15 protein-coding genes and 1 other RNA gene are annotated in these 19,908 nt (G+C 75.7%); 11 read left to right on the plus strand and 5 right to left on the minus strand.

What is annotated here, in order from left to right; genetic code table 11:
* Positions 1-41: 41 nt before the first annotated feature.
* Genes cobC through PSD17_RS14495 form a run of 4 tightly spaced genes read left to right on the plus strand, consistent with a single transcriptional unit; the run spans position 42 to position 3,707 of the window.
* Positions 42-1,139: an Rv2231c family pyridoxal phosphate-dependent protein CobC gene (gene cobC, locus PSD17_RS14480; RefSeq protein ID WP_013675054.1), complete on the plus strand. Its 1,098-nt coding sequence runs from the start codon at positions 42-44 to the stop codon at positions 1,137-1,139.
* The gene (locus PSD17_RS14485; RefSeq protein WP_339122947.1) at positions 1,136-2,287 is read left to right on the plus strand and encodes a Nif3-like dinuclear metal center hexameric protein; all 1,152 of its coding nucleotides are present in this window, start codon (positions 1,136-1,138) and stop codon (positions 2,285-2,287) included. Before cobC ends, PSD17_RS14485 begins: the two co-directional genes overlap by 4 nt.
* Positions 2,284-3,024, plus strand: a complete 741-nt coding sequence (locus PSD17_RS14490; protein ID WP_103384191.1) for a zinc ribbon domain-containing protein — start codon at positions 2,284-2,286, stop codon at positions 3,022-3,024. The genes PSD17_RS14485 and PSD17_RS14490 overlap by 4 nt, the downstream gene beginning before the upstream one ends.
* On the plus strand, positions 3,021-3,707 hold the full coding sequence (locus PSD17_RS14495; RefSeq protein WP_013675057.1) for a histidine phosphatase family protein: 687 nt from the start codon (positions 3,021-3,023) through the stop codon (positions 3,705-3,707). The genes PSD17_RS14490 and PSD17_RS14495 overlap by 4 nt, the downstream gene beginning before the upstream one ends.
* Positions 3,708-3,729: 22 nt before the next feature.
* Here PSD17_RS14495 and PSD17_RS14500 read toward each other — a convergent pair whose 3' ends face one another.
* A complete protein-coding gene (locus tag PSD17_RS14500) occupies positions 3,730-5,124 on the minus strand; it encodes an ArsB/NhaD family transporter (protein WP_339122948.1) in 1,395 nt (464 codons plus the stop codon).
* The gene (locus PSD17_RS14505) at positions 5,121-5,885 is read right to left on the minus strand and encodes a sulfite exporter TauE/SafE family protein (protein ID WP_013675059.1); all 765 of its coding nucleotides are present in this window, start codon (positions 5,883-5,885) and stop codon (positions 5,121-5,123) included. Before PSD17_RS14505 ends, PSD17_RS14500 begins: the two co-directional genes overlap by 4 nt.
* A 91-nt stretch (positions 5,886-5,976) precedes the next feature.
* Between PSD17_RS14505 and rnpB the strand changes: the two genes are divergently transcribed.
* From rnpB to PSD17_RS14520, 3 genes are all read left to right on the plus strand, one after another.
* Positions 5,977-6,377, plus strand: an RNA gene (gene rnpB, locus PSD17_RS14510) — RNase P RNA component class A.
* A gap of 574 nt (positions 6,378-6,951) precedes the next feature.
* Positions 6,952-8,280: an HNH endonuclease gene (locus PSD17_RS14515; RefSeq protein ID WP_339122949.1), complete on the plus strand. Its 1,329-nt coding sequence runs from the start codon at positions 6,952-6,954 to the stop codon at positions 8,278-8,280.
* 382 nt (positions 8,281-8,662) lie between these two features.
* The gene (locus PSD17_RS14520) at positions 8,663-9,901 is read left to right on the plus strand and encodes a reverse transcriptase family protein (protein ID WP_339122950.1); all 1,239 of its coding nucleotides are present in this window, start codon (positions 8,663-8,665) and stop codon (positions 9,899-9,901) included.
* A 192-nt stretch (positions 9,902-10,093) separates the two neighbouring features.
* Here the strand turns inward: PSD17_RS14520 and PSD17_RS14525 are convergent, their stop codons facing one another.
* Together PSD17_RS14525 and PSD17_RS14530 are read right to left on the minus strand one after the other, a co-directional pair.
* Positions 10,094-10,822, minus strand: coding sequence for a hypothetical protein (locus PSD17_RS14525; protein ID WP_339122951.1), 729 nt, complete (start codon positions 10,820-10,822; stop codon positions 10,094-10,096).
* A 74-nt stretch (positions 10,823-10,896) separates the two neighbouring features.
* Positions 10,897-11,547 carry an HAD-IA family hydrolase gene (locus tag PSD17_RS14530; RefSeq protein WP_013675063.1) on the minus strand — a complete coding sequence of 217 codons (651 nt, stop codon included), beginning with the start codon at positions 11,545-11,547 and terminating at the stop codon, positions 10,897-10,899.
* A gap of 943 nt (positions 11,548-12,490) precedes the next feature.
* Between PSD17_RS14530 and PSD17_RS14535 the strand changes: the two genes are divergently transcribed.
* Positions 12,491-12,946: a MarR family winged helix-turn-helix transcriptional regulator gene (locus PSD17_RS14535; protein ID WP_158511313.1), complete on the plus strand. Its 456-nt coding sequence runs from the start codon at positions 12,491-12,493 to the stop codon at positions 12,944-12,946.
* A 10-nt stretch (positions 12,947-12,956) separates the two neighbouring features.
* Here PSD17_RS14535 and PSD17_RS14540 read toward each other — a convergent pair whose 3' ends face one another.
* A complete protein-coding gene (locus PSD17_RS14540; RefSeq protein WP_339122952.1) occupies positions 12,957-13,931 on the minus strand; it encodes a TetR/AcrR family transcriptional regulator C-terminal domain-containing protein in 975 nt (324 codons plus the stop codon).
* Between the two features lie 178 nt (positions 13,932-14,109).
* On the opposite strand from PSD17_RS14540, the gene PSD17_RS14545 reads away from it, so the two are divergent.
* From PSD17_RS14545 to PSD17_RS14555, 3 genes are all read left to right on the plus strand, one after another.
* Entirely contained in the window at positions 14,110-15,327 is a 1,218-nt protein-coding gene (locus PSD17_RS14545; RefSeq protein WP_339122953.1) for an FAD-dependent monooxygenase, read from the plus strand.
* Between the two features lie 64 nt (positions 15,328-15,391).
* A complete protein-coding gene (locus PSD17_RS14550) occupies positions 15,392-18,055 on the plus strand; it encodes a PEP/pyruvate-binding domain-containing protein (protein ID WP_339122954.1) in 2,664 nt (887 codons plus the stop codon).
* Positions 18,056-18,275: 220 nt separating this feature from the next.
* Positions 18,276-19,892, plus strand: coding sequence for a peptide chain release factor 3 (locus PSD17_RS14555; protein WP_103383568.1), 1,617 nt, complete (start codon positions 18,276-18,278; stop codon positions 19,890-19,892).
* Positions 19,893-19,908: the final 16 nt, after the last annotated feature.

A 19,908-nucleotide genomic window follows, 5' to 3' on the forward strand; every position in this document is an offset into this window, starting at 1 on the left:
GGCTCGGTCCGGGCGCGAGCCGATCACCGTAGGGTGCAGCCATGGTGGGAGAGCCCGGCCCGGACCAGACCGGTGCCCAGGACGGCGATCGCGACCCGTTGCGTCACCACGGCGACGTCGAGGTCGGACCCGGCCTGGTCGACCTCGCGGTGAACGTCCTGGGTGAGGCGCCGCCGCCGTGGCTGCGCGCCCGGCTCGCCGCCGCGCTCGACGACCTCGCCGCCTACCCGTCGGCCGCCGACGACGCCGCCGCCCGGGAGGCCGTGGCGCGCCGGCACGGCCGGTCCGCCGACGAGGTGCTGGTGCTCAACGGCAGCGCGGAGGGGTTCGCCCTCCTCCCGCGGCTCGCCCCACGGCACGCGGTCGTCGTGCACCCGGGGTTCACCGAGCCCGAGGCGGTGCTGCGCGACGCGGGAGTCCCCGTCACCCGGGTGCTCACCGACCAGGCCGACGGGCACCGCCTCGACCCGCACGCCGTCCCCGCCGACGCGGACCTGGTCGTCGTCGGCAACCCGACCAACCCCACCGGGGTCCTGCACCCGCGCGCCACCCTGCGGACGCTCGCCAGGCCGGGCCGGGTGCTCGTCGTCGACGAGGCGTTCGCCGACGCCGTCCCGGGGGAGCCGGAGTCGCTCGCGGACGCCGCCGACGTGCCGGGCCTGCTGGTGCTGCGCAGCCTCACCAAGACGTGGGCGCTCGCCGGGCTGCGGGCCGGGTACGCGCTCGGCGCCCCCGAGCTGCTCGGCCGCCTCGGGGCCGGCCGGCCGCACTGGCCCGTCGGGACGCTGGTGCTGGCCGCGGTGCGGGCCTGCGTGGAGCCGAGCGCCGTCGCCGAGTCGGCGGAGGCCGCCCGGCGGCTCGCGCGGTTGCGCGCCGACCAGGCCGCCGCGCTCGGGGCCCTGCCGGGCGTCCGGGTCCAGGACGGCGTCGCGCCCTACCTCCTGCTCACGCTTCCCCCCGGAACCGGCGTCGACGTCCGGGAGCGCTTGCGCGCCAACGGGTTCGCCGTCCGCCGCGGCGACACCTTCCCCGGACTCGGGCCCGACCACATCCGAGTGGCGGTGCGCGGACCGCAGGTGGCGGCGGCGTTCACCCGCGCGCTGGCCGACGCCCTGCGGGCCGGGGCGGTGGCCGCGTGAGCGTCCGGCTGCGCGACGTCGTCGCCGCGCTCGAGGCCGCGTACCCGCCGCGGCTGGCGGCCGACTGGGACGCCGTCGGGCTCGTCTGCGGGGACCCGGACGACGCCGTCGCCCGGGTGCACGTCGCGGTCGACCCCGTCGTCGAGACGGTCGAGGAGGCCCTGCAGGCCGGTGCCGACCTCCTGGTGACCCACCATCCGCTGCTGCTGCGCGGCGTGCACGGCGTCGGCGCCGACACCCCCAAGGGGGCGTTGCTGCACAAGCTGATCCGCGGCGGCGCCGGCCTGTTCACCGCGCACACCAACGCCGACAGTGCCGACCCGGGCGTGTCCGACGCGCTCGCCGCCGCGATCGGGCTGACCGTCACGGGGCCGCTGCAGCCCGCGGCGGGCCCGGCCCTGGACAAGATCGTCGCGTTCGTCCCGACGGGACCGGTGCTGGCGACGGTGCACGAGGCGCTGTCGCAGGCCGGAGCGGGGGAGATCGGGGACTACAGCCACTGCTCCTTCGCGACGGCCGGCACGGGGCAGTTCCTCCCGCACGAGGGCGCGAACCCGACGATCGGCGCCGTCGGCAGGCTCGAGCGGGTCGCCGAGACCCGCCTGGAGATGGTGCTGCCGCGGCACCGCCGGGCCGACGTCGTCGCCGCCCTGCTGGCCTCGCATCCGTACGAGGAGCCGGCGTACGACGTGTTCGAGCTGGCGGCCCTGCCGTCGACGACGGGCCTGGGCCGGATCGGGCTGCTCGACGAGGCGGAACCGTTGTCGGCCTTCGCGGACCGTGTCGCCGCGGGACTGCCCTCGACCGCCTGGGGGGTGCGTGCGGCCGGCGACCCCGACCGCCTCGTGCGCCGGGTCGCGGTCTGCGGGGGAGCGGGCGACTCCGCGCTGGAGGCGGTCGCCGCGGCGGACGTCGACGCCTACGTGACGGCCGACCTGCGCCACCACCCGGCGTCGGAACACGTGCTCGCCGGCACCGGCCCCCGCGCGCCCCGGCCGGCGCTCGTCGACGTCGCGCACTGGGCCTCGGAGTGGCCCTGGTGCGAGCAGGCGGCGGGCGTCGTGCGCGCCGCGCTGGGGGGTAGCGTCGACGTCCACGTCTCGCGGCTGCGGACCGACCCGTGGACCATCGGAAGGAACCCCTCATGAAGGCCGACCCGGCTGACCAGCGGCGCCTGCTCGATCTCGCCGAGGTCGACGCCGAGCTGGCCAGGCTCGCCCACCGTCGTCGCAGCCTGCCCGAGGACGCCGAGCACGCGCAGGCCGAGACCGCCGTGCGGAGCGCCAAGGACAAGCTCGTCGAGGTCGAGACGTCGGCGGGCGACCTGGACCGCGACATCCGCAGGCTCGAGCGCGACGTCGAGGCCGTCCGCGCCCGTACCGTCCGCGACCAGCAGCTGCTCGCCGGCGCCGGGATCGGGGCCAAGCAGGCCTCCGACCTGCAGCACGAGCTCGAGACGCTCGCACGTCGTCAGGGTGTGCTCGAGGACGAGCAGCTCGAGGTGATGGAACAGCGCGAGGCCGTGGGGATCGACCTCGACCACGCCCGTGGCGACCTCGCCCGCGCGGAGCAGACGCTCGCCGACGTCGGTGCCCGCCGCGACTCCGCGCTCGCGGACATCGCGGCCGCCGAGGCCGGGCGGGAGCGCGCCCGCACCGAGGTCGTCGCGCAGATGGGCGCGGCGGACCTGCTCGCCGCCTACGAGGCGCGCCGGTCCCAGGGCAAGGTCGGCGCCGGGCTGCTGCGCGAACGTCGTTGCGGCGCATGCCGTCTGGAGCTCGACCGCACGTTCATCGGGCAGCTGCGCGCCGCCGCGGCCGACGACGTCGTGCCCTGTGAGGAGTGCGGCGCGATCCTGGTCCGCACAGCGGAGTCCGGCCTGTGAGCGCGACCGACTCCGCGGCCGGCGCCCGGCAGCAGCCGGCGAGCGCGACGTGGACCGGTCAGGTCGGGTCGCCCACCCGGCTGCTGTTGCTGCGCCACGGCCAGACGGCGTTGTCGGTCGAACGGCGATACTCCGGCCAGGGCGACCCCGAGCTGACCGAGCTCGGGCTGCGGCAGGCGGCCGGCGCGGCGGCGCGGCTCGCGACGGACGGGTCGATCACCGCGGTGCTGACCTCCCCGTTGCGGCGCACCCGGCAGACCGCGCAGGCGGTGGCCGACGCGACGGGCGTGCCGCTCGTCGTGCGCGACGGACTGATCGAGACGAACTTCGGGGAGTGGGACGGGCTGACCTTCGCCGAGGCCCGCGACCGCGACCCCGAGCTGCACGCGCGCTGGCGGGGTAGCCAGGACGTCGCGCCGCCCGGCGGGGAGAGCTTCGCCGAGGTCGGGGAGCGGGTCGCCGCCGAGCGCGACGCGATCCTCGCGGCCCACCCGGGCGAGACGATCGTCGTCGTCAGCCACGTGACGCCGATCAAGCTGTTGCTGCAGCAGGCGCTGGCCGCGGGGTCGTCGATCCTCTACCGGCTGCACCTGGACACCGCGTCGCTCTCGATCGCGGACTTCTATCCCGACGGCGGCGCGTCGGTCCGCCTCGTGAACGACACCTCGCACCACCCCGCCTGAGGGACGCGCCCGGGCTCCGGTCTCAGCCGCCCGTCAGGCGCAGGCCCACCCACAGCGCGCAGGTCGCCGCGGCCAGGCCCAGCGGCACGGAGACAGCGCCGAGCCGGGTGAACTCGCCGACCCCGACCCGGACGCCGCGCCCGCCGAGGACCTGCCGCCACAGCAGCGTCGCGAGCGAACCGACGAACGTCAGGTTCGGGCCGATGTTCACCCCGAGCAGCACGGCGAGGACGAGGCCGGTCCGCGCGTCCGGGGCGGCGGTCGCGACGACGTCGAGCAGCACCAGCGTCGCAGGCAGGTTGTTGACGACGTTGGCCAGCACCGCGGCGATCCCGGCGACGGCCAGCAACGCGAGCAGGTCCGGGCCCTGTGGCGCCGGGACGACCGCGCGCAGCAGGTCGGTCAGCCCGTGGGCGCCGACCGCCGCGACGACGATCCCGAGCGCCAGCACGAACAGGCAGAACAACGGGTCGATCGCGCGGACGACACCGGCGAGGTCGATGCGCCGGTCGGACAGCGCCCGCACGGCCAGCACGACCGCGCCGGCGGCGGCGACCCACACCGGCTCGATCCCGATCGTGGACGACACCGCGAACCCGGCCAGCGTCAGCCCGAGCACGACGAGCGCGAAGCGGGGTGTCGCCGCGGGTCCGGCCGCCGGGCCCGCGGCACCGGGACCGCCGACCGCGGGGTCCGTGGCGGCGCCCGGGCCGGTCACGCGCGTCGGCGGGTCGGCGGGAACGAGGTCGGCATGAGCGACGTCGGCGGCAACGGGGTCGGCGGGAACGGGGTCGGCGGGAACGAGGTCGGCGCGGAAGAACACGCGCAGGACGACGTACTCGACGCCGATCGCGACCAGCCACGGCAGCGCCATCAGCCCGGCGAAGCCCAGGAACGACAGGCCCGTGGCACCGAACGCGAGCAGGTTGGTCAGGTTCGACACCGGAAGCAGCAGTGACGCCGAGTTCGACAGGTGCCCGCACGCGTAGGCGTGCGGCCGGGCCCGGATGCCGAGCCGGCGCGCGGTCAGCAGCACGACCGGCGTCAGCAGCACGACGGTCGCGTCCAGGCTGAGGACGACCGTCGTCGCCGAGGCCGCGACGAACACCACCCCCAGCAGCCGGACGGGCCGTCCGTGCGCGCCCGCGCCCAGTCGGGCGCCGAGCCAGTCGAAGACCCCCTCCGCGTCGGCGAGCCGTCCGAGCAGCAGGATCGCCGCGAGGAACCCGACCGTCGGCCCGAGCGCGCTCACCTCGCTCTGCGCGGCCGGCAGCGGCAGCAGCCCCGTCGCGACGACGACCCCCGCCGCCGGGACGGCCGCGACCGCCTCGGGCAGGCCACGCGGGCGCACCGCGGCGACGACCAGCACGACGACGAGCAGTGCCGCCGACGCGGCCGCACCCACCGCCGGACTCATTGCTCGACGAGCAGCCAGATGCCGACGGCCACGCCCAGCAGCACGACGCACCAGCGCAGCACGTTCTCCGGCAGCCGCCGCGCGACACGGGCGCCGAGGAAGCCGCCGACCAGCGTCGTCGGCGCCAGCAGCGCGACCGCCAGCCAGTCGACCGGCGCGCGCAGCGAGAAGACGAGGACCGTCACGGTCGCGACGACCAGTGACAGCAGGCCCTTGAGCGCGTTGAGCCGCACGAGCCTGTCGTGCGCGAGCAGCGACAACGTCGAGATCAGGATGACGCCGAGCGCCCCGCCGAAGTAGCCGCCGTAGACGGCCGCGAGGAAGACCGCGGGCAGCAGCACGCCCATCCGGTCGCCCGCGCCCTCCTCGGGGCTGCCGATCTTCCTCTTGAGCCACGGCCCGAGCGCCATGACGACGCTGGCCAGCAGCACGAGGATCGGGACGACGGCGTCGAACACCGACTGGGGCAGCAGGAGCAACAGGACACATCCGACTGCCGCACCGACGACCGCGACGGCCGACGTCAACACGATCCGGCGGCCCTGCCCGACGAGCTCGCGGCGCTGACCTGCCACGTTGCCGAGGTAGCCCGGCCATTGCGCGATCGAGTTGGTGACGTTCGCGTTGAGCGGTGGCAGCCCGACCGCCAGCAGGGCGGGGAAGACCAGCAGCGAGCCACCCCCTGCGACGGCGTTGACCGCGCCGGCCACCAGACCGGCGACGAGAAGGAACGTCAGCCCGCCGGGCGTCACCTGCAGCACGGGCAGACGTTAATCCGCGTTAACGGTTCCCGCCGGGTCGACCCCGTCGTGCTCGCGCGGTGAGGGGTGCCCGTAACATCGGCGGTGCGGACGAGTCGGTCGGGCGGCCGCGTCGACGACCTCCGGGTCGTCGCCGAGGAAAGTCCGGACTCCGCAGGGCAGGGTGGTTGTCAACGGCAACCCGGGGCGACCCGCGGGACAGTGCCACAGAGAACAGACCGCCGTCGGCGCGAGCCGGCGGTAAGGGTGAAACGGTGGTGTAAGAGACCACCAGCACCCCGGGTGACCGGGGTGGCTCGGTAAACCCCACCCGGAGCAAGGCCAAGAGGCTCCCGCCTGCGGGAGCTGCGCAGACGTTCGAGGGCGGCCCGTCCGAGTCTGCGGGTAGGCCGCAAGAATCCGCCGGCGACGGCGGATCGAGATGGATGGTCGCCGAACGGAGCACCGCAAGGTGCCCGGGAACAGGATCCGGCTTACAGACCGGCTCGTCCGCCCTGTTCGACCGCGACCTCGTCCGGCCGGTGCTGGTCGTCGTCTCGTGCCGGGGCGCGCGCCGCGTCGAGCCGGAGGGGCGGCCAGCAGTGTCGAGGGGAGCTGCTGCGGTACCCGGCCGCGCCGACTCGGGACCAGCCGGAGCCCGTTGCCCACGGTACGGCCCGACCGACGTCCCGGCGAAGCGCGTGCTCGCGGCGACGACCTCCGGCGGCGAGGGTTGATGGTGGATGCGTCTCCCGGTGCCGGCGCGAGGAGCCCCGGCCGCACAGCCGGCCGCCACGACGGCAGCGGCACGAGGAACGGGGCGCGATGGTCGACGCCCGCTGTGGCGGGGTGCTCGGGACGCCCGCGCGCGGTGGCGTCGAGCGAGGGTGGTGCGCAGCGGAGGTCGTCCCACCGGACCCTGCACCGCGCTGTGGCGCGCCGCGGTGACCGACGTCCTGGGAACCGGAAGCGGCCTGCTGCTCGACGAGGGCGTTGCCCCGGCCCACCACCTGCACGATCGCCGAACGGCCCGCTGACCTGCGCCGAACGGATCCTACTCGAACTTCTGTTCGAGTAGCATCGGATCATGCCCTCGGCACCGCTCGTCGCTGCGCACCGTCTCCTCCAGGAGGCGACCGTCGAGCTGACCATGGCATCCACGCCGGGCACCGATGCCGACGAGTTGTTGTCCGTCCTCACGATGTGCGAAGCGGCGGTGCGGGTCCTGGAACGAGTCTCGGTGGCCGCGATCGCCGACCTGCAGCGGCGCGGCATGTTCGCCGAGCGCGGCTACCGTTCCGCCGTCACCGCGTTGGCCGATCTGCTGGGCTGGGAGCGTTCCGAGGCCCGCCGCCGGCTCGCGGTGGCCGAGCAGGCCGTGGAGCGGACCGGCCTCGACGGTGCCCGGTTGCCTGCCCGGCTCTCCGCGACCGCCGCGGTGTTCGCCGCCGGGATGTGCTCGGCGCGGCACGTCGAGATCGTCGCCCGCGTGCTCGACGGCCCCGCAGCCCGCCGGCTGCCCCCGGACGTGTGGGCCGCCGCGGAAGCCCAGCTGGCGGCGAAGGCGGGCGACTACAGTGCTGCCGACCTGCACGCCTGGGCGACGGCGCTCGTCGAGACGCTGGACCAGGACGGTCCGGAGCCCGACGACCGTCCACCGGTCCCCGTGAACGAGCTGCTCCTCACCCGCAACCCCGACGGCGCCGGCGGCAGGCTCAAGGCTCGCATCGACGACCCCACGATGTACGACGCGATCGTCACCGTCCTCGACGCCCATGCCCGCCCGGCCACCGCCGACGACGACCGGCCCGACGCGCAGCGCAAGGCGGAGGCACTCGCCGACGTCTGCGCGTTCGTCCTCGACCACGGCGACGTCCCCGCCCGAGGCGGCGAACGCCCCCACCTGACCGTGGCGGTCAGGCTCGAGGACCTGGAGAACAGGGCCCGTGCCGCGTGCCTCGACCTCGGCGGGCCCCTCTCACCCGAGCAGCTGCGGCTGCTCTGCTGCGACGCCCGCGTCGTACCCGTCGTCCTCGGCGGCGCGGGCCAGCCACTCGACGTCGGACGCGCCCGCCGCGTCATCCCCGATGGGCTGCGCCGCGCCATCGCCGCTCGCGACCGCGGCTGCGCCCGCTGCGGACGCCCGCCCTCGTGGTGCGAGATCCATCATGTGGTCCCGTGGGAGTCAGGCGGCCCCACCTCGATCGACAACTGCGCGATGCTCTGCCGGGCGTGCCATCGCCTCGTCCATCACGGCGGATGGGACGTGCGGCTGCGCGACGGGCTGCCCGAGTTCCGCCCACCCCGATGGATCGACCGCGGCCGCCGACCACGGAGCCGCCCACCGCGGGCTCCGATCCGGTTCCGTGCCCCAGCAACCCGGTCGCCGTCCGCGAGGATGTTCGCCGACGCCTGAGATGCCGCCGACACGCACCGGACGATCCTGCGCGGGCCACGAGCGGTCCGTTGACCCGCGTTGCCGGGGTTGTGGCGGACGTGCCGAGAAGATCGGGGCGGGGCCGTCCGTCGGGTGCCGATCCCGGCGGGACAGGAACCGGCTCGGTGGCCGGTCGGCGCGCTACGGTGATCGCGATGCGGCGGGGGGCGGACGAGTCGGCGGTCCGGTGTGGTGGTCTCGGCCACCACGGCGCGGACCGCGGCTCCGGGGCAACCCCGGGGTGCACCTTCTCAGCGGGACTCGGCGTCCCGCGCGCGTGGTCACTGCTCCCGCGTGAGTCTGCGCGCGGCGGACAGGAACCCAGGTCGACCGTGCCCCGCCGCATCACCAGGGCGCTCCCATGAGGCGACGCCGGCCCGACCCCGAGGCGGTGCTCGTCGCCGTCCTCCGGGTGCCGTGGCGGGCGGACGCCCTCACCGCGGCGGTCGCGGGCGAGGTCGGCGCCGACGCGGCACCCGAGCTCGTCGCGCGGCTGCTGGAGCGCTGGCCCGTGGCGCCCCGCGACACCCACGCGGCGATCGTCGCCGGGATCGGCGCGTCGCTCGGGCAGCGGATCGTGCTCGACCCGCTGCCGCCGCCGCGCCGGCGCTGGCCCGTGCAGCCGTGGGAGGACGTCGAGGCCCTCGCCGCCGGCCTCGACCTGCGTGCCGGCGAGCTGGACTGGTTCGCCGACCCCGGCGGCTGGCTCGACCGGTCGGCGTCGCCGCGGCTCGCGCACTACCGCAGACGCTGGCACGGGCAGCGGCTGATCGAGACCCCCGCGCCGCGGCTGGCGGAGCTGCAGCGTCGGGTGGGGCGCCGGGTGCTGGCGCACATCCCGGTGCACGACGCGGCGCACGGTTTCGTCGCGGGCCGGTCGCCGCTCACGCTCGCGCGCGAGCACAGCGGGCGGCAGTGGGTGCTGCGGCTGGACGTCGAGGGCTTCTTCAGCCGGATCGGCCCGGCGCGCATCGCGGGGCTCCTCGGGGCGGCGGGCTACCCGGCCGCGGTGGCCGGGGCCCTGGCAGGGCTGCTGGTGACGTCGACACCCGCCGCGGTGCTGCGCCGCGCACCCGAGCGACCGGCCGACGCCGTCCGGGACCGGTTGCGCGCACCGCACCTCCCGCAGGGCGCGCCGACGTCACCGGCCGTCGCCAACGTCCTCGCCCACGGACTGGACCGGCGGCTCTCGGCGCTCGCCGCGGCCGCCGGCGCGCGCTACGGCCGCTACGCCGACGACCTGGTCCTGTCCGGCGACGGCCCGCTGCCCGTGCAGGGGCTGCTGCGCCGGGCGCGGGAAATCGCCGCCGACGAAGGGTTCGACGTCCGGCCCGCGAAGACCAGGGTGATGCCCGCACACCATCGCCAGCGGGTGGTCGGGCTCGTCGTCAACAGCGCGCCGCGGGTGCCCCGCCACGAGTACGACGCGTTGCGCGCCCTGCTGCACAACTGCGCCCGCACCGGCCCGGCCCGGCAGAACCGCGACGGGCATCCCGACTTCCGTGCGCACCTGCTGGGCCGCATCGGGTGGGTCGCGACGGGCAGCCCGGCTCGGGCGCAGCGCCTCCGCGCGCTGTTCGACGCGATCGACTGGGCGTGAGGCGATTGACCGGGCGTGGCATGAGCACCAGGCCTGACGCGGCTGGGGGTGACGTGGCTGGGGGTGACGCGGCTGGGCGTGGCGCGGCTGGGTGGGACGCGATCTCCCGGGCCTGCCGAGACCGGGCCTGAGGCGGCGGCCGTCGTGCGGACCGGCGCCCGTGGCGGCGGCCGCCGTCGGAAGAGCGGGGTCTCAGGCGGCGCGGGCGAGGGCGTCGCGGATCGCCGTCGCCAGGACGGTCCGCCCCGCGGGCGTCGGGTGGACGTGGTCGGTGCCGAGGATCCCGGCGCCCGCGGACCGTACGACCGACGCCCAGTCGAGGAACACGACGTGCGACCCGGCCCTCGCGGCGGCGGCGGCCTCGAGGATCGCGTTGTTGCTGTTCTGCCACACCCGTGGGACGCAGGTGCCGACGAGCACGACGGGCCGGTCGCCCGCGGCATCGAGGACGGCATCGACGTCGGCGGCGGAGACGGTGCCGTTGGCGCCGAGGTCGACGACGATCGGGCCGGGGTTGCGCGCCGCCCACGCTCTCACCTTCGGCACACCGGTGGCGAACTGCCGGCCGACCTCCGCGTCGACGGTGGTGTCCGCGCCCAGCGCGGCCTTGAGCGCCGCGGTGCTGCCGAGCGAGATCGAGTCCCCGACGACGAGTACCGGCCCGTCGTGCCGGGCGGGCGCCGGCTCCTCCGACGTGGCCGGCGGCCGTGTCACGGGCGCTGCGGCGAGGGCGGGCTCGACGCTCGGCGGGGAGGTCGGGGTCGGGTCGACAGGGGCCACGGCCGCGGCGGCGGGCATCGCCTCCTGCGGGGCGGGGGAGGACACCGACGCGGCGACGATGAGACCGCCGACGGCGACCGCGGCCGAGGCCAGCGCTGTCGCCCCGACGGCCGCGGGGCCGGGTCGGAGTCTGGGGAGCATCCCTGCGATTGCACCACGGCCGCGTGGGCGGGCCGACACCGGTCCCCGTGCCGGTCAGGACGGGTGCCGGCGGTTCAGGCGGCGACCCGGATCCCGGTCGGGCCCGACGCGAAGCGCACGTGCGACAGGTCGGGCACGCCGGCGTCGGCGTCGAGATCGGCCAGGGCGTGGGTGCCGGCGACGGCGAGCGTCGCCATCCCGGCCGCGCGTGCCGCCGCCAGGCCGGCCGGCGCGTCCTCGACGACGAGGCAGCGCGCGGCCACGACCTGCAGGTGCTCCGCGGCCAGCAGGAACGGCTCGGGGTCGGGCTTGCCGGCGGTGACGTCGTCGGCCGTGACGACGACGGCCGGGGCGGGCAGCCCGGCCGCGGCGATGCGCGCCCGCGCGAGCGCACGGGTGCAGGAGGTGACGATCGCGGCGCGGGAACAGGCGCGCAGGGCCTCGACCGCTCCGGGGAGGGGGACGACGCCGTCGGTGTCGGCGAGCTCGAGCGCGACGATGCGGTCGAGCGCCGCGGGGACACGCCCGGCCGGCAGGACGTCGGCGATGATCTCGACGGCCGGGCGGCCGTGGCTGTTCACCAGCGCGCGGGGCGCGACGTCGTGCTCGACCGCCCAGGTCGCCCACGAGCGGGCGACGGCGGGCGTGGAGTCGATCAACGTGCCGTCCATGTCGAACAGCACGGCGTCGAAGAAGCGGTCCTTCAGGGCGGGTGGGAACGGCACCCGGCGAGGTTACGTCCGTCCGGCCGGCGAACCGCCGCCCCGGCCGCTCGACGAAGCCGCTCCGGACCTGGTTCTGTCCCGCTAATGTTTTTCACAGGTTCGCGGGGCCGGCTGCGAAATCCCCTGCGAAATCGTAATTCCGGCGCTACCAAGAGCGACATCGCCGTCGGCGGAACTGATTTCCGCCGTCGTGATCTTGCGTGCATGGGATCCGTCCCCCGGCGGCGCGGGAGGCCCCGGCCGGTGTGATCCTGCACGAATGCTCAGCGCATCCGTGACCCGGTCGGTGGCGTCGCCGGCGCATCCGGTGGTCGCGGAGGGCGACGGGGACGGGCGCCCGGGTCTGCACGAGCTGACCACAGTGGCCCGTCGCAGCGGTCGCTGGACCATTCGGCCGTCGCCGCGTCCGGATTCAGCCGTCCGCGCCGGTCCACGTCACCGATCCGGCACTGCTCCCCGGCCGTGCCCGGCAGTCCGACGACCGGGGTGCGGGCGGTGCCGACGATCGGCAGCGGCCGGCGAGAGTGGACCGTGCGGTACGGCGCGTGCTCACGCAGAGTGGTCGTTCGCCGCGACTCGGTGGCCGTTCGTGTCCGCAGTGACGCTGCGGGCACGGCTCGTCACGCGCACGATAATAGCTGGACGACCGTTCAGTCCATTCTGGAGAATCCGCCGGTGTCGGCGGATTACCGCAGCGTCGAGATCGTCGCTCGACCTGCGCTGAGCCGCCAGTCACGAAACGGTGCCCGATGCCCCCCGGCCCGACGCTCGGCATGCGTTTCATGGTTATTATCCGGGCATGGCAGGCAGTTCTTCACAGCGGCGGGCGCGGCCCGGGTCGGAGGTCAGGACGGGACCCGCGCTCGCGGGGGAACCGCCTGTCGACAGATCCGCGGCCGACATCCTCAGCGAACGCGAGATCCCGGCGGAGACCGTCGCCGCGATGACGACCATCGCGGCGATCCAGCGCGTCGCGATGCGCATCCGCCACCATCTCGAGCAGGGCGTCCTCAAGGACAGCGAGCTCACCTGGACGGGTTTCCTCGTCCTGTGGGTGCTGTGGCTCTTCGGCGAGATGCAGACGCGCTACCTCGCCGACGAGGTCGGGGTGAACCGCAGCACTCTCAGCGGGGTGCTCTCGACGCTCGAACGCCGCGGGTTGCTCACGCGCCGCGGGCACGAGTCCGAGGGCAGGTTGGTGCTGGTCGAGCTGACGTCGGAGGGCGGCGCGCTCGTCGACAAGCTGTTCCCGCGCTTCGGGGCCGAGGAGGCCTTCGTCGTGGGGTCGCTGAGCCCGGACTCGATGCGCCGCCTCGGCAACTCGTTGCGCTCGGTCCAGCAGCAGCTCGACTCCGACGAGGGCCGCCGCCGCCGCGCCACCCCACTGCGCGAGAGCTGACCCGGGGGGCCTACGGCTCCAGCGCCGGGACGAGCCCGTCGAGCACGCACTGCAGCCCGAACTCGAACAACGCGTCGAGGTCGAGGTCGTAGCCGCTTTCGAGGATCCGCTCGAACCGGGGGTGGGCGCCGGGAGAGAGGATCGCCCGTAGCACGCCCTCGTTGGCGTCCATCCACTCCTCGTTGTCCATGCCCGTCTCCGCCTGCGCCTCCCGCTCCGGTTCGAGGTTGATCGCGATGCCGCGTGCGAGATTGAAGAGCATGAGGTGTGTGCTGAACGCCGTCGCCGCGTCGACACCGTGCTCGTCGAGGATCCCCAGCAGCCACTCCGCGTAGCGCAGCCCGTTGGCGATGGGCTGCGGTCTGGTGAGCGACATCGCCGGAGCCACCCAGGGGTGCCGGCGGAACGTCCGCCAGATCAGTCGCGCGCCCGTCTCGAGGCCGGCGCGCAGGTCGCGGGGCCGCGTCGTCGGGACGGTCATCTCGCCGAGCGCCGAGTCGAGCATCTGCAGGACGAGGTCGTCCTTGTCGGCGACGTGGCGGTACAGCGACATCGTCGCGACGCCGAGCGCCGCCGCGACCCGGCGCATCGACAGTCCGGACAGGCCCTCGGCGTCGGCGATCGCGACCGCCGCCGCGACGAGCGTGGCGCGGTCGAGGGTTCCGTCGCTCGCCCGGGTCGCGTGCGACGGCGGTCGGGCAGTGGGTGTTGCCGCCCCGGTGATCACCGTGTCCACGGCTGCGGTGCCCACGGCCGCGGTGCCCACGACTCCGGTGCCCGCGACCACGGTGCCCACGCCCGGCCGGGTGTCGACGAGGCCCTCGCGGCGCAGCGTGGTGAGGACCTTCGTCGCGGTCGCCATCGCGACGCCGTGCCGGCGGACGATCTCGCGCGTCGACGGCACCCGGGCGCCGGGAGGCAGCTCGCCGCTGCGGATGCGCTCGCGCAGTGTCGCGGCGATGCGTTCCGATGCCGACGCCGTCATCCGGGCCTCCTGGTGCACTAGTGCGGTGCAGGACGCGGGGCGCCGCCGCAGGTCGTTGACATAGTGCACTAGTGCGACGCCGTTTTCCAGCAAGAAATCCTTGAGGAGTGCGCTCTGTACGCCGTACGGTCCGTATCACCCAGGCCGACCGACGGCGGGGACGACCAAGGAGCGTACGGTGCACGAGAAGACGGATGTCCTCATCTCCGGGGCGAGCATCGCGGGCCCGGCGCTGGCCTACTGGCTGCGCCGCGCGGGCCATCGGGTCACGATCGTCGAGCGCGCGCCCGTGCTGCGGCCGGGTGGTCAGACGGTCGACCTGCGCGGCGCGGGCCGGACGGTCGTCGAACGGATGGGGCTGCTCGACGCGGTGCGCGCGGTGCAGGTGCACGAGCGCGGGCTCGTCTACGTCGACCGCGACGGCCGCCATCTCGCCGAGGTCCCGGCCGAGGCGTTCGGCGGCGAGGGGATCGTCGCCGAGATCGAGGTGCTGCGCGGCGACCTGGCCGAGGTGCTGCACACCGCCACCCGCGACGACGTCGAGTACCTCTTCCGGGACCGGATCGTCTCGCTGACCCAGGACGCCGACGGCGTGGACGTCGAGCTCGCGAGCGGGACGCGGCGGCGGTTCGGCCTGGTGGTCGGCGCCGACGGCCTGCACTCCGGGGTCCGTGGCCTCGCGTTCGGCCCCGAGGACGAGTTCGTGCACCCCCTCGGGCTCGCCATGGCGTTCTTCACCGTTCCCGACCACGGCGGGCTGGACGACTGGTTCGGCATGCACCACGTGCCGGGCGGCGTGGTCGCGCTGCGCCCGGACCGGGTACCCGGGCAGGCGAAGGCGATGGTCGCGACGCACACCGCCGAGCCGCTGCACCGGCTCCCGCGCGAGCGCCAGCTCGCGGTGTTGCGCGCCGCGCTGGCCGACGCGGGATGGCTCGGCCCGCAGGTCCTCGACGACATGGCCGCCAGTCGTGACTTCTACGTCGAGAGCATCGGCCAGGTGAGGATGACGTCGTGGGCGCGCGGGCGCGTCGCGCTGCTGGGCGACGCGGCGTTCTGCCCGTCGCCGCTGACCGGGCTCGGCACGAGCCTCGCGCTCGTCGGGGGCTACGTGCTCGCGGGCGAGCTGGCGGCCGCGGGTGGGGACCACGTCCGTGCCTTCGAGGGGTACGAGCAGCGGATGCGCGCCTATGTGGACCAGGCGCAGGAGCTGCCGCCCGGGGGCACCGACGGCTTCGCCCCGCGCACCCGCGCGCGGATCGCGCTGAGCCGGGCGTCGATGCGCTGGATGACGCGTTGGCCGGTGCGCCCGCTCGTCGCGCGGATCTTCGCCCGTGCCGACGCCATCGACCTGCCCGACTACCCGCTCGGCGCCGGCGCCGCCGTCCGGGCGTGACCCCGATCGACGCAACTATTCATCAGACGTTGAGATCGGTGCGCCGCGGCGCTACCGTTCCTGGATGGTCGCCCTCACCAGCATCGATCGCGCACTCGCCGTCGATCTCGCGAGCCTGGACCGGGCGGCGCTGCCGGTCGCCGGGGGCAAGGCGGCCAACCTCGGCGAGCTCCTCGCCGCGGGGCTGCCGGTGCCCGGCGGGTTCTGCGTCACCACCGCCGCGTACCGCCTGGCGACGGCCGACACGGCCACCGCCGCGGCGGGCATCGACCCGGCCGCGGCGCGGGCGCAGGTCCTGACCGCTCCCGTCCCCGCGGCGGTCGCCGCCGCCGTCCGCGGTGCCTACGCCGCGCTCGGTGACGACGTGCCCGTCGCCGTCCGGTCGTCGGCCACCGCCGAGGACCTGCCCGAGTCGAGCTTCGCGGGCCAGCAGGACACCTACCTGAACGTCGTCGGTGCCGACGCGGTCGTCGATTCCGTCCGGCGGTGCTGGGCCTCGCTGTTCACCGACCGCGCGGTGGCCTACCGCGCCACCGCGGGCGTCGACCCGGCCGGGGTCGCGATCGCCGTCGTGGTGCAACGCATGGTCGACGCCGCGGCCGCCGGGGTGATGTTCACCGCCGACCCGCTGACCGGCAGCCGGTCGCGCACCGTCCTCGACGCGGCTCCCGGGCTCGGGGAGTCGGTCGTGTCGGGCGCCGTCGACCCCGATCACGTCGTCGCCGATCCCCGGGGCCGGGTTCTCGACTATCACGTCGGCCGCGCGGGCACCGCGGTCCGTGCCGTGGCCGGCGGCGGCACCGTGCGGGTGCCGCACGGGGCCGAGCGCGGCCGCTGCCTGACCGACGCCCAGGTGAAGGAGCTGGTCGCGCTGGGAGAGCGGGCACAGGCGCACTTCGGTGCCCCGCAGGACCTGGAGTGGGCCATCGACGCCGCCGGCGGCGCGTGGCTCACCCAGTCGCGCCCCATCACGACGCTGTTCCCGCTGCCCGAGCCGGTCGAGGCGGGGCACGTCTACTTCTGCATCAGCCTCGCGCAGGGCCTCGTGCGGCCCATGACGCCGATGGGGATCGCCGCGGCCCGGCGGATCGCCACGGCCGCGGTCGCCGGGATGACCGGCCGCCCGCCCGCCGACCCCGACGTCGGCCCGCGCGGGCTCGTCGTCGCGGGCGGGCGCCCCTTCGCCGACGTCACGACGCCGCTGCGCACCGCGCCCGGCCGTGTCCTGCTGCCCCGCATCCTCGACGTGATGGAGGCGCGCTCGGCCGTCGTCCTGCGCGAGCTGATCGCCGGCGACGGCGACCCCGCGCACCTGCTCGGGGCGCCGGCGGGACGCCGCAGCTGGCTGCCGTTCCTGCGCGGCGTCGCCCGCATCGCGGTGCGGTTCCGGGTCCCGCCCAGGATGCTCGTCGCGCTCGTCCGGCCCCGCTCCGCGCTCGCACACGTGCAACGGGTCCGCGCGCGGGTCGCGCCGCTGTGCGTCGTCGACCCGGCGCTCGCCCCCGGCGACCACCTGCGCCGCGCCGAACGCCTCCTCGACAGCGTCTTCCCGATCCTGCCGACGGTCGCGCCCGTCGCGGGCGCCGGCTTCGTCGGCCTCGGGCTGGCCCGGCTGCTCGCCCGTGGCGACCTGCCTGCCGCCGACGTCCACGAGGTGCTGCGGTCCTTGCCGCACAACGTCACCACCGAGATGGACCTGCGGCTGTGGGCCCTCGCCGCGACGTTGCGCGACGATCCGGCGTCGGTCGCGGCGCTGCGCGACCGGGAGCCGGCCGCACTGGCCGCGGCGTTCGGCCGCGGAGAGCTGCCCGGGCGGCTGCAGGGCGGCCTGGGCGCCTTCCTCGCCGAGCACGGGCACCGGGCGGCGGCCGAGATCGACGTCGGTGCCCCGCGCTGGTCCGACGACCCGGCGCCGGTGCTCGCGGTCCTCGCCGGGTACCTGCGACTGCCGGTGGAGGAGCGTCCCGGCACGGCCCCCGACGTCCAGTTCGCGCGGGGTGCCCGGGCCGCGGAGGCGGCGCTGGCCCGCGTCGTGACCCGGCTCCGGCGCCGGTCGCGGGTACGGGCGGCGCTCGTCGGGTTCGGGTTGCGCCGGGCGCGGGCCCTGGCCGGGCTGCGCGAGGAGCACAAGGACCTGCTCGTGCGGCTGCTCGCCGCGGTCCGGGCACACCTCGGGCACGTCGGGGCCGACCTGGCCGGGCGCGGACTGCTCGCCGTCGCCGACGACGTCCACCTGCTCGACCTCGCCGAGACGGCCGCGGCCCTCGGTGGCGTCGACCAGCGCGACCTCGTCGCCCGCAGGCGGGCCGACCACGACCGCGAGCTGCGCCGCCGGCACGTGCCGCGGGTGCTGCTCGCCGACGGCACCGAGCCGGAGGCCGTCCGCGCCCCCGGTCGCGGGACCGAGCCGGGCACGCTCGTCGGCAGCGCGGCGTCGGCGGGCACGGTGACCGCGCCGGTCCGGGTGGTGTTCGACCCGGCCGAGGCTGCGGTGCAGCCCGGCGAGGTGCTCGTCGTGCCCTCGACCGACCCCGGCTGGACGCCGCTGTTCCTCACCGCCGGCGCGCTCGTGATGGAGATGGGCGGGTCGAACTCGCACGGCGCCGTCGTCGCCAGGGAGTACGGCATCCCGGCGGTCGTCGGCGTCCCCGGCGCGACGACCCGGCTGCGGACCGGCCAGATGGTCCGCGTCGACGGCGCCGCCGGAACGGTCACCCCGCAGCCGTGAGCCGCGCCCCGCGGCCGCGCGGCCGCGGCCAGAGCTCGGGCGCGGCGTCACCGGCCACGGCCGGTGTCATGGCCGGCAACGCCACTCACGGGGGTGGAGCCCCGGGGACGTACCCTGGACCACGCCGGGACGTCCCCGGCGACACCCCTGACGTGGAGGTCCTCGGCGTGCCGGTCCCATCCTGTGTCCACCGCCCGCACCGCGCGGCGGCGGTGCGCCGGTGACCGCCGTCGCCGACCAGCCCACGTCGCCAGTCCTCGCCGAAGCCGCCCGCCGCCGGACCTTCGCGGTCATCAGCCACCCCGACGCGGGCAAGTCGACGCTCACCGAGGCGCTCGCCCTGCACGCGGAGGTCATCGACTCCGCGGGAGCGGTGCACGGCAAGTCCGGGCGCCGCGGCGTGACGTCGGACTGGATGGAGATGGAGCGCAAGCGCGGCATCTCGATCACCTCGGCGGTGCTGGAGTTCACCTACGGCGACGCCGTGATCAACCTGCTCGACACCCCGGGCCACGGCGACTTCTCCGAGGACACCTACCGGGTGCTCGCGGCCGTCGACGCCGCGGTGATGCTGCTCGACGCGGCCAAGGGCCTCGAGCCGCAGACCCTCAAGCTCTTCGACGTCTGCCGCAGCCGCGGCGTCCCCGTGCTGACGTTCGTCAACAAGTGGGACCGGCCGGGGCGCGAGGCGCTCGAGCTGCTCGACGAGGTGGAGCAGCGGATCGGGCTGCGGCCCATGCCGGTGACCTGGCCCGTCGGGTTCGCGGGCGACCTGCGCGGCCTCGTCGAGGTCGCGACGGGTGACTTCACCCGCTTCCGCCGCACGGCGGGCGGCGCGACGCGGGCCGAGGCCGAGCACGTCCCCGCCGAGCGCGCGGCCGCCGAGGAGGGCGCCGCCTGGTCGACGGCGCAGGACGAGCTCGCGCTGCTCACCGAGATCGGCGCGGGGTTCGACGAGAAGGACTTCCTCGCCGGCACCGCGACGCCGGTGCTGTTCGGCGCGGCGCTGTCGAACATCGGCGTCGCCCGCCTCCTCGACGCGCTCGTCGCGCTGGCGCCCGGCCCCGGCGAGCGCGACGACGTCGACGGCCGGCCGCGCCCGCTCGACGCGCCGTTCTCCGGATTCGTGTTCAAGGTGCAGGCCGGGATGGACCCGTCGCACCGCGACCGGATGGCGTTCATGCGGGTCTGCTCGGGACGGTTCGAACGCGGCATGGTGCTCACCCACGCCGCGACGGGCAAGCCGTTCGCCACGAAGTACGCGCAGGCCGTCTTCGGCCAGCAGCGGACGACGCTCGACGAGGCCTACCCCGGCGACATCGTCGGCCTGGTGAACGCGGGCGCGCTGCGCCCGGGGGACACCCTGCACGACGGGCCCCGCGTCGAGTTCCCACCGATCCCGAGCTTCGCGCCGGAGCACTTCGCGGTCGTGCGCAGCGCCGACTCCGGCAAGCACAAGCAGTTCCGCCGGGGCATCGACCAGCTCGACGGCGAGGGCGTGGTCCAGGTGCTGCGTTCGGACCTGCGCGGCGACCAGGCGCCGGTGCTCGCCGCCGTCGGTCCGCTGCAGTTCGAGGTCGCGACGCACCGGCTCGAGTCGGAGTTCCACGCGCCGGTCACGCTGGAGCCGCTGGGCTACTCCGTCGCGAGGGTCACCGACGCCGAGGGCGCGGCGACGCTGCAGGGCCAGAGCGAGGTCGAGGTCTTCACCCGGCGTTCCGACGGCGCGTTGCTCGCGGTGTTCGCGCACCCGTGGCGGCTGGAGTCGGTGCGCCGCCGCTATCCCGACCTGCGGCTCGACGCGATGCCGGCCGGGACGGTGGAGTCGGCGGGCTGAGCCCGCGGCCGGCCGG

This window comes from Pseudonocardia sp. D17 (genome assembly GCF_036984265.1).
Classification (GTDB): domain Bacteria; phylum Actinomycetota; class Actinomycetes; order Mycobacteriales; family Pseudonocardiaceae; genus Pseudonocardia; species Pseudonocardia benzenivorans.

Excerpts from the sequence above, each read along its gene's own strand:
- cobC (WP_013675054.1), top strand. The coding sequence starts at position 42 with ATGGTGGGAGAGCCCGGCCCGGACCAGACCGGTGCCCAGGACGGCGAT.
- PSD17_RS14490 (WP_103384191.1), top strand. The coding sequence starts at position 2,284 with ATGAAGGCCGACCCGGCTGACCAGCGGCGCCTGCTCGATCTCGCCGAG.
- PSD17_RS14500 (WP_339122948.1), bottom strand. The coding sequence starts at position 5,124 with ATGAGTCCGGCGGTGGGTGCGGCCGCGTCGGCGGCACTGCTCGTCGTC.
- PSD17_RS14515 (WP_339122949.1), top strand. The coding sequence starts at position 6,952 with ATGCCCTCGGCACCGCTCGTCGCTGCGCACCGTCTCCTCCAGGAGGCG.
- PSD17_RS14520 (WP_339122950.1), top strand. The coding sequence starts at position 8,663 with ATGAGGCGACGCCGGCCCGACCCCGAGGCGGTGCTCGTCGCCGTCCTC.
- PSD17_RS14525 (WP_339122951.1), bottom strand. The coding sequence starts at position 10,822 with ATGCTCCCCAGACTCCGACCCGGCCCCGCGGCCGTCGGGGCGACAGCG.
- PSD17_RS14535 (WP_158511313.1), top strand. The coding sequence starts at position 12,491 with ATGACGACCATCGCGGCGATCCAGCGCGTCGCGATGCGCATCCGCCAC.
- PSD17_RS14540 (WP_339122952.1), bottom strand. The coding sequence starts at position 13,931 with ATGACGGCGTCGGCATCGGAACGCATCGCCGCGACACTGCGCGAGCGC.
- PSD17_RS14550 (WP_339122954.1), top strand. The coding sequence starts at position 15,392 with ATGGTCGCCCTCACCAGCATCGATCGCGCACTCGCCGTCGATCTCGCG.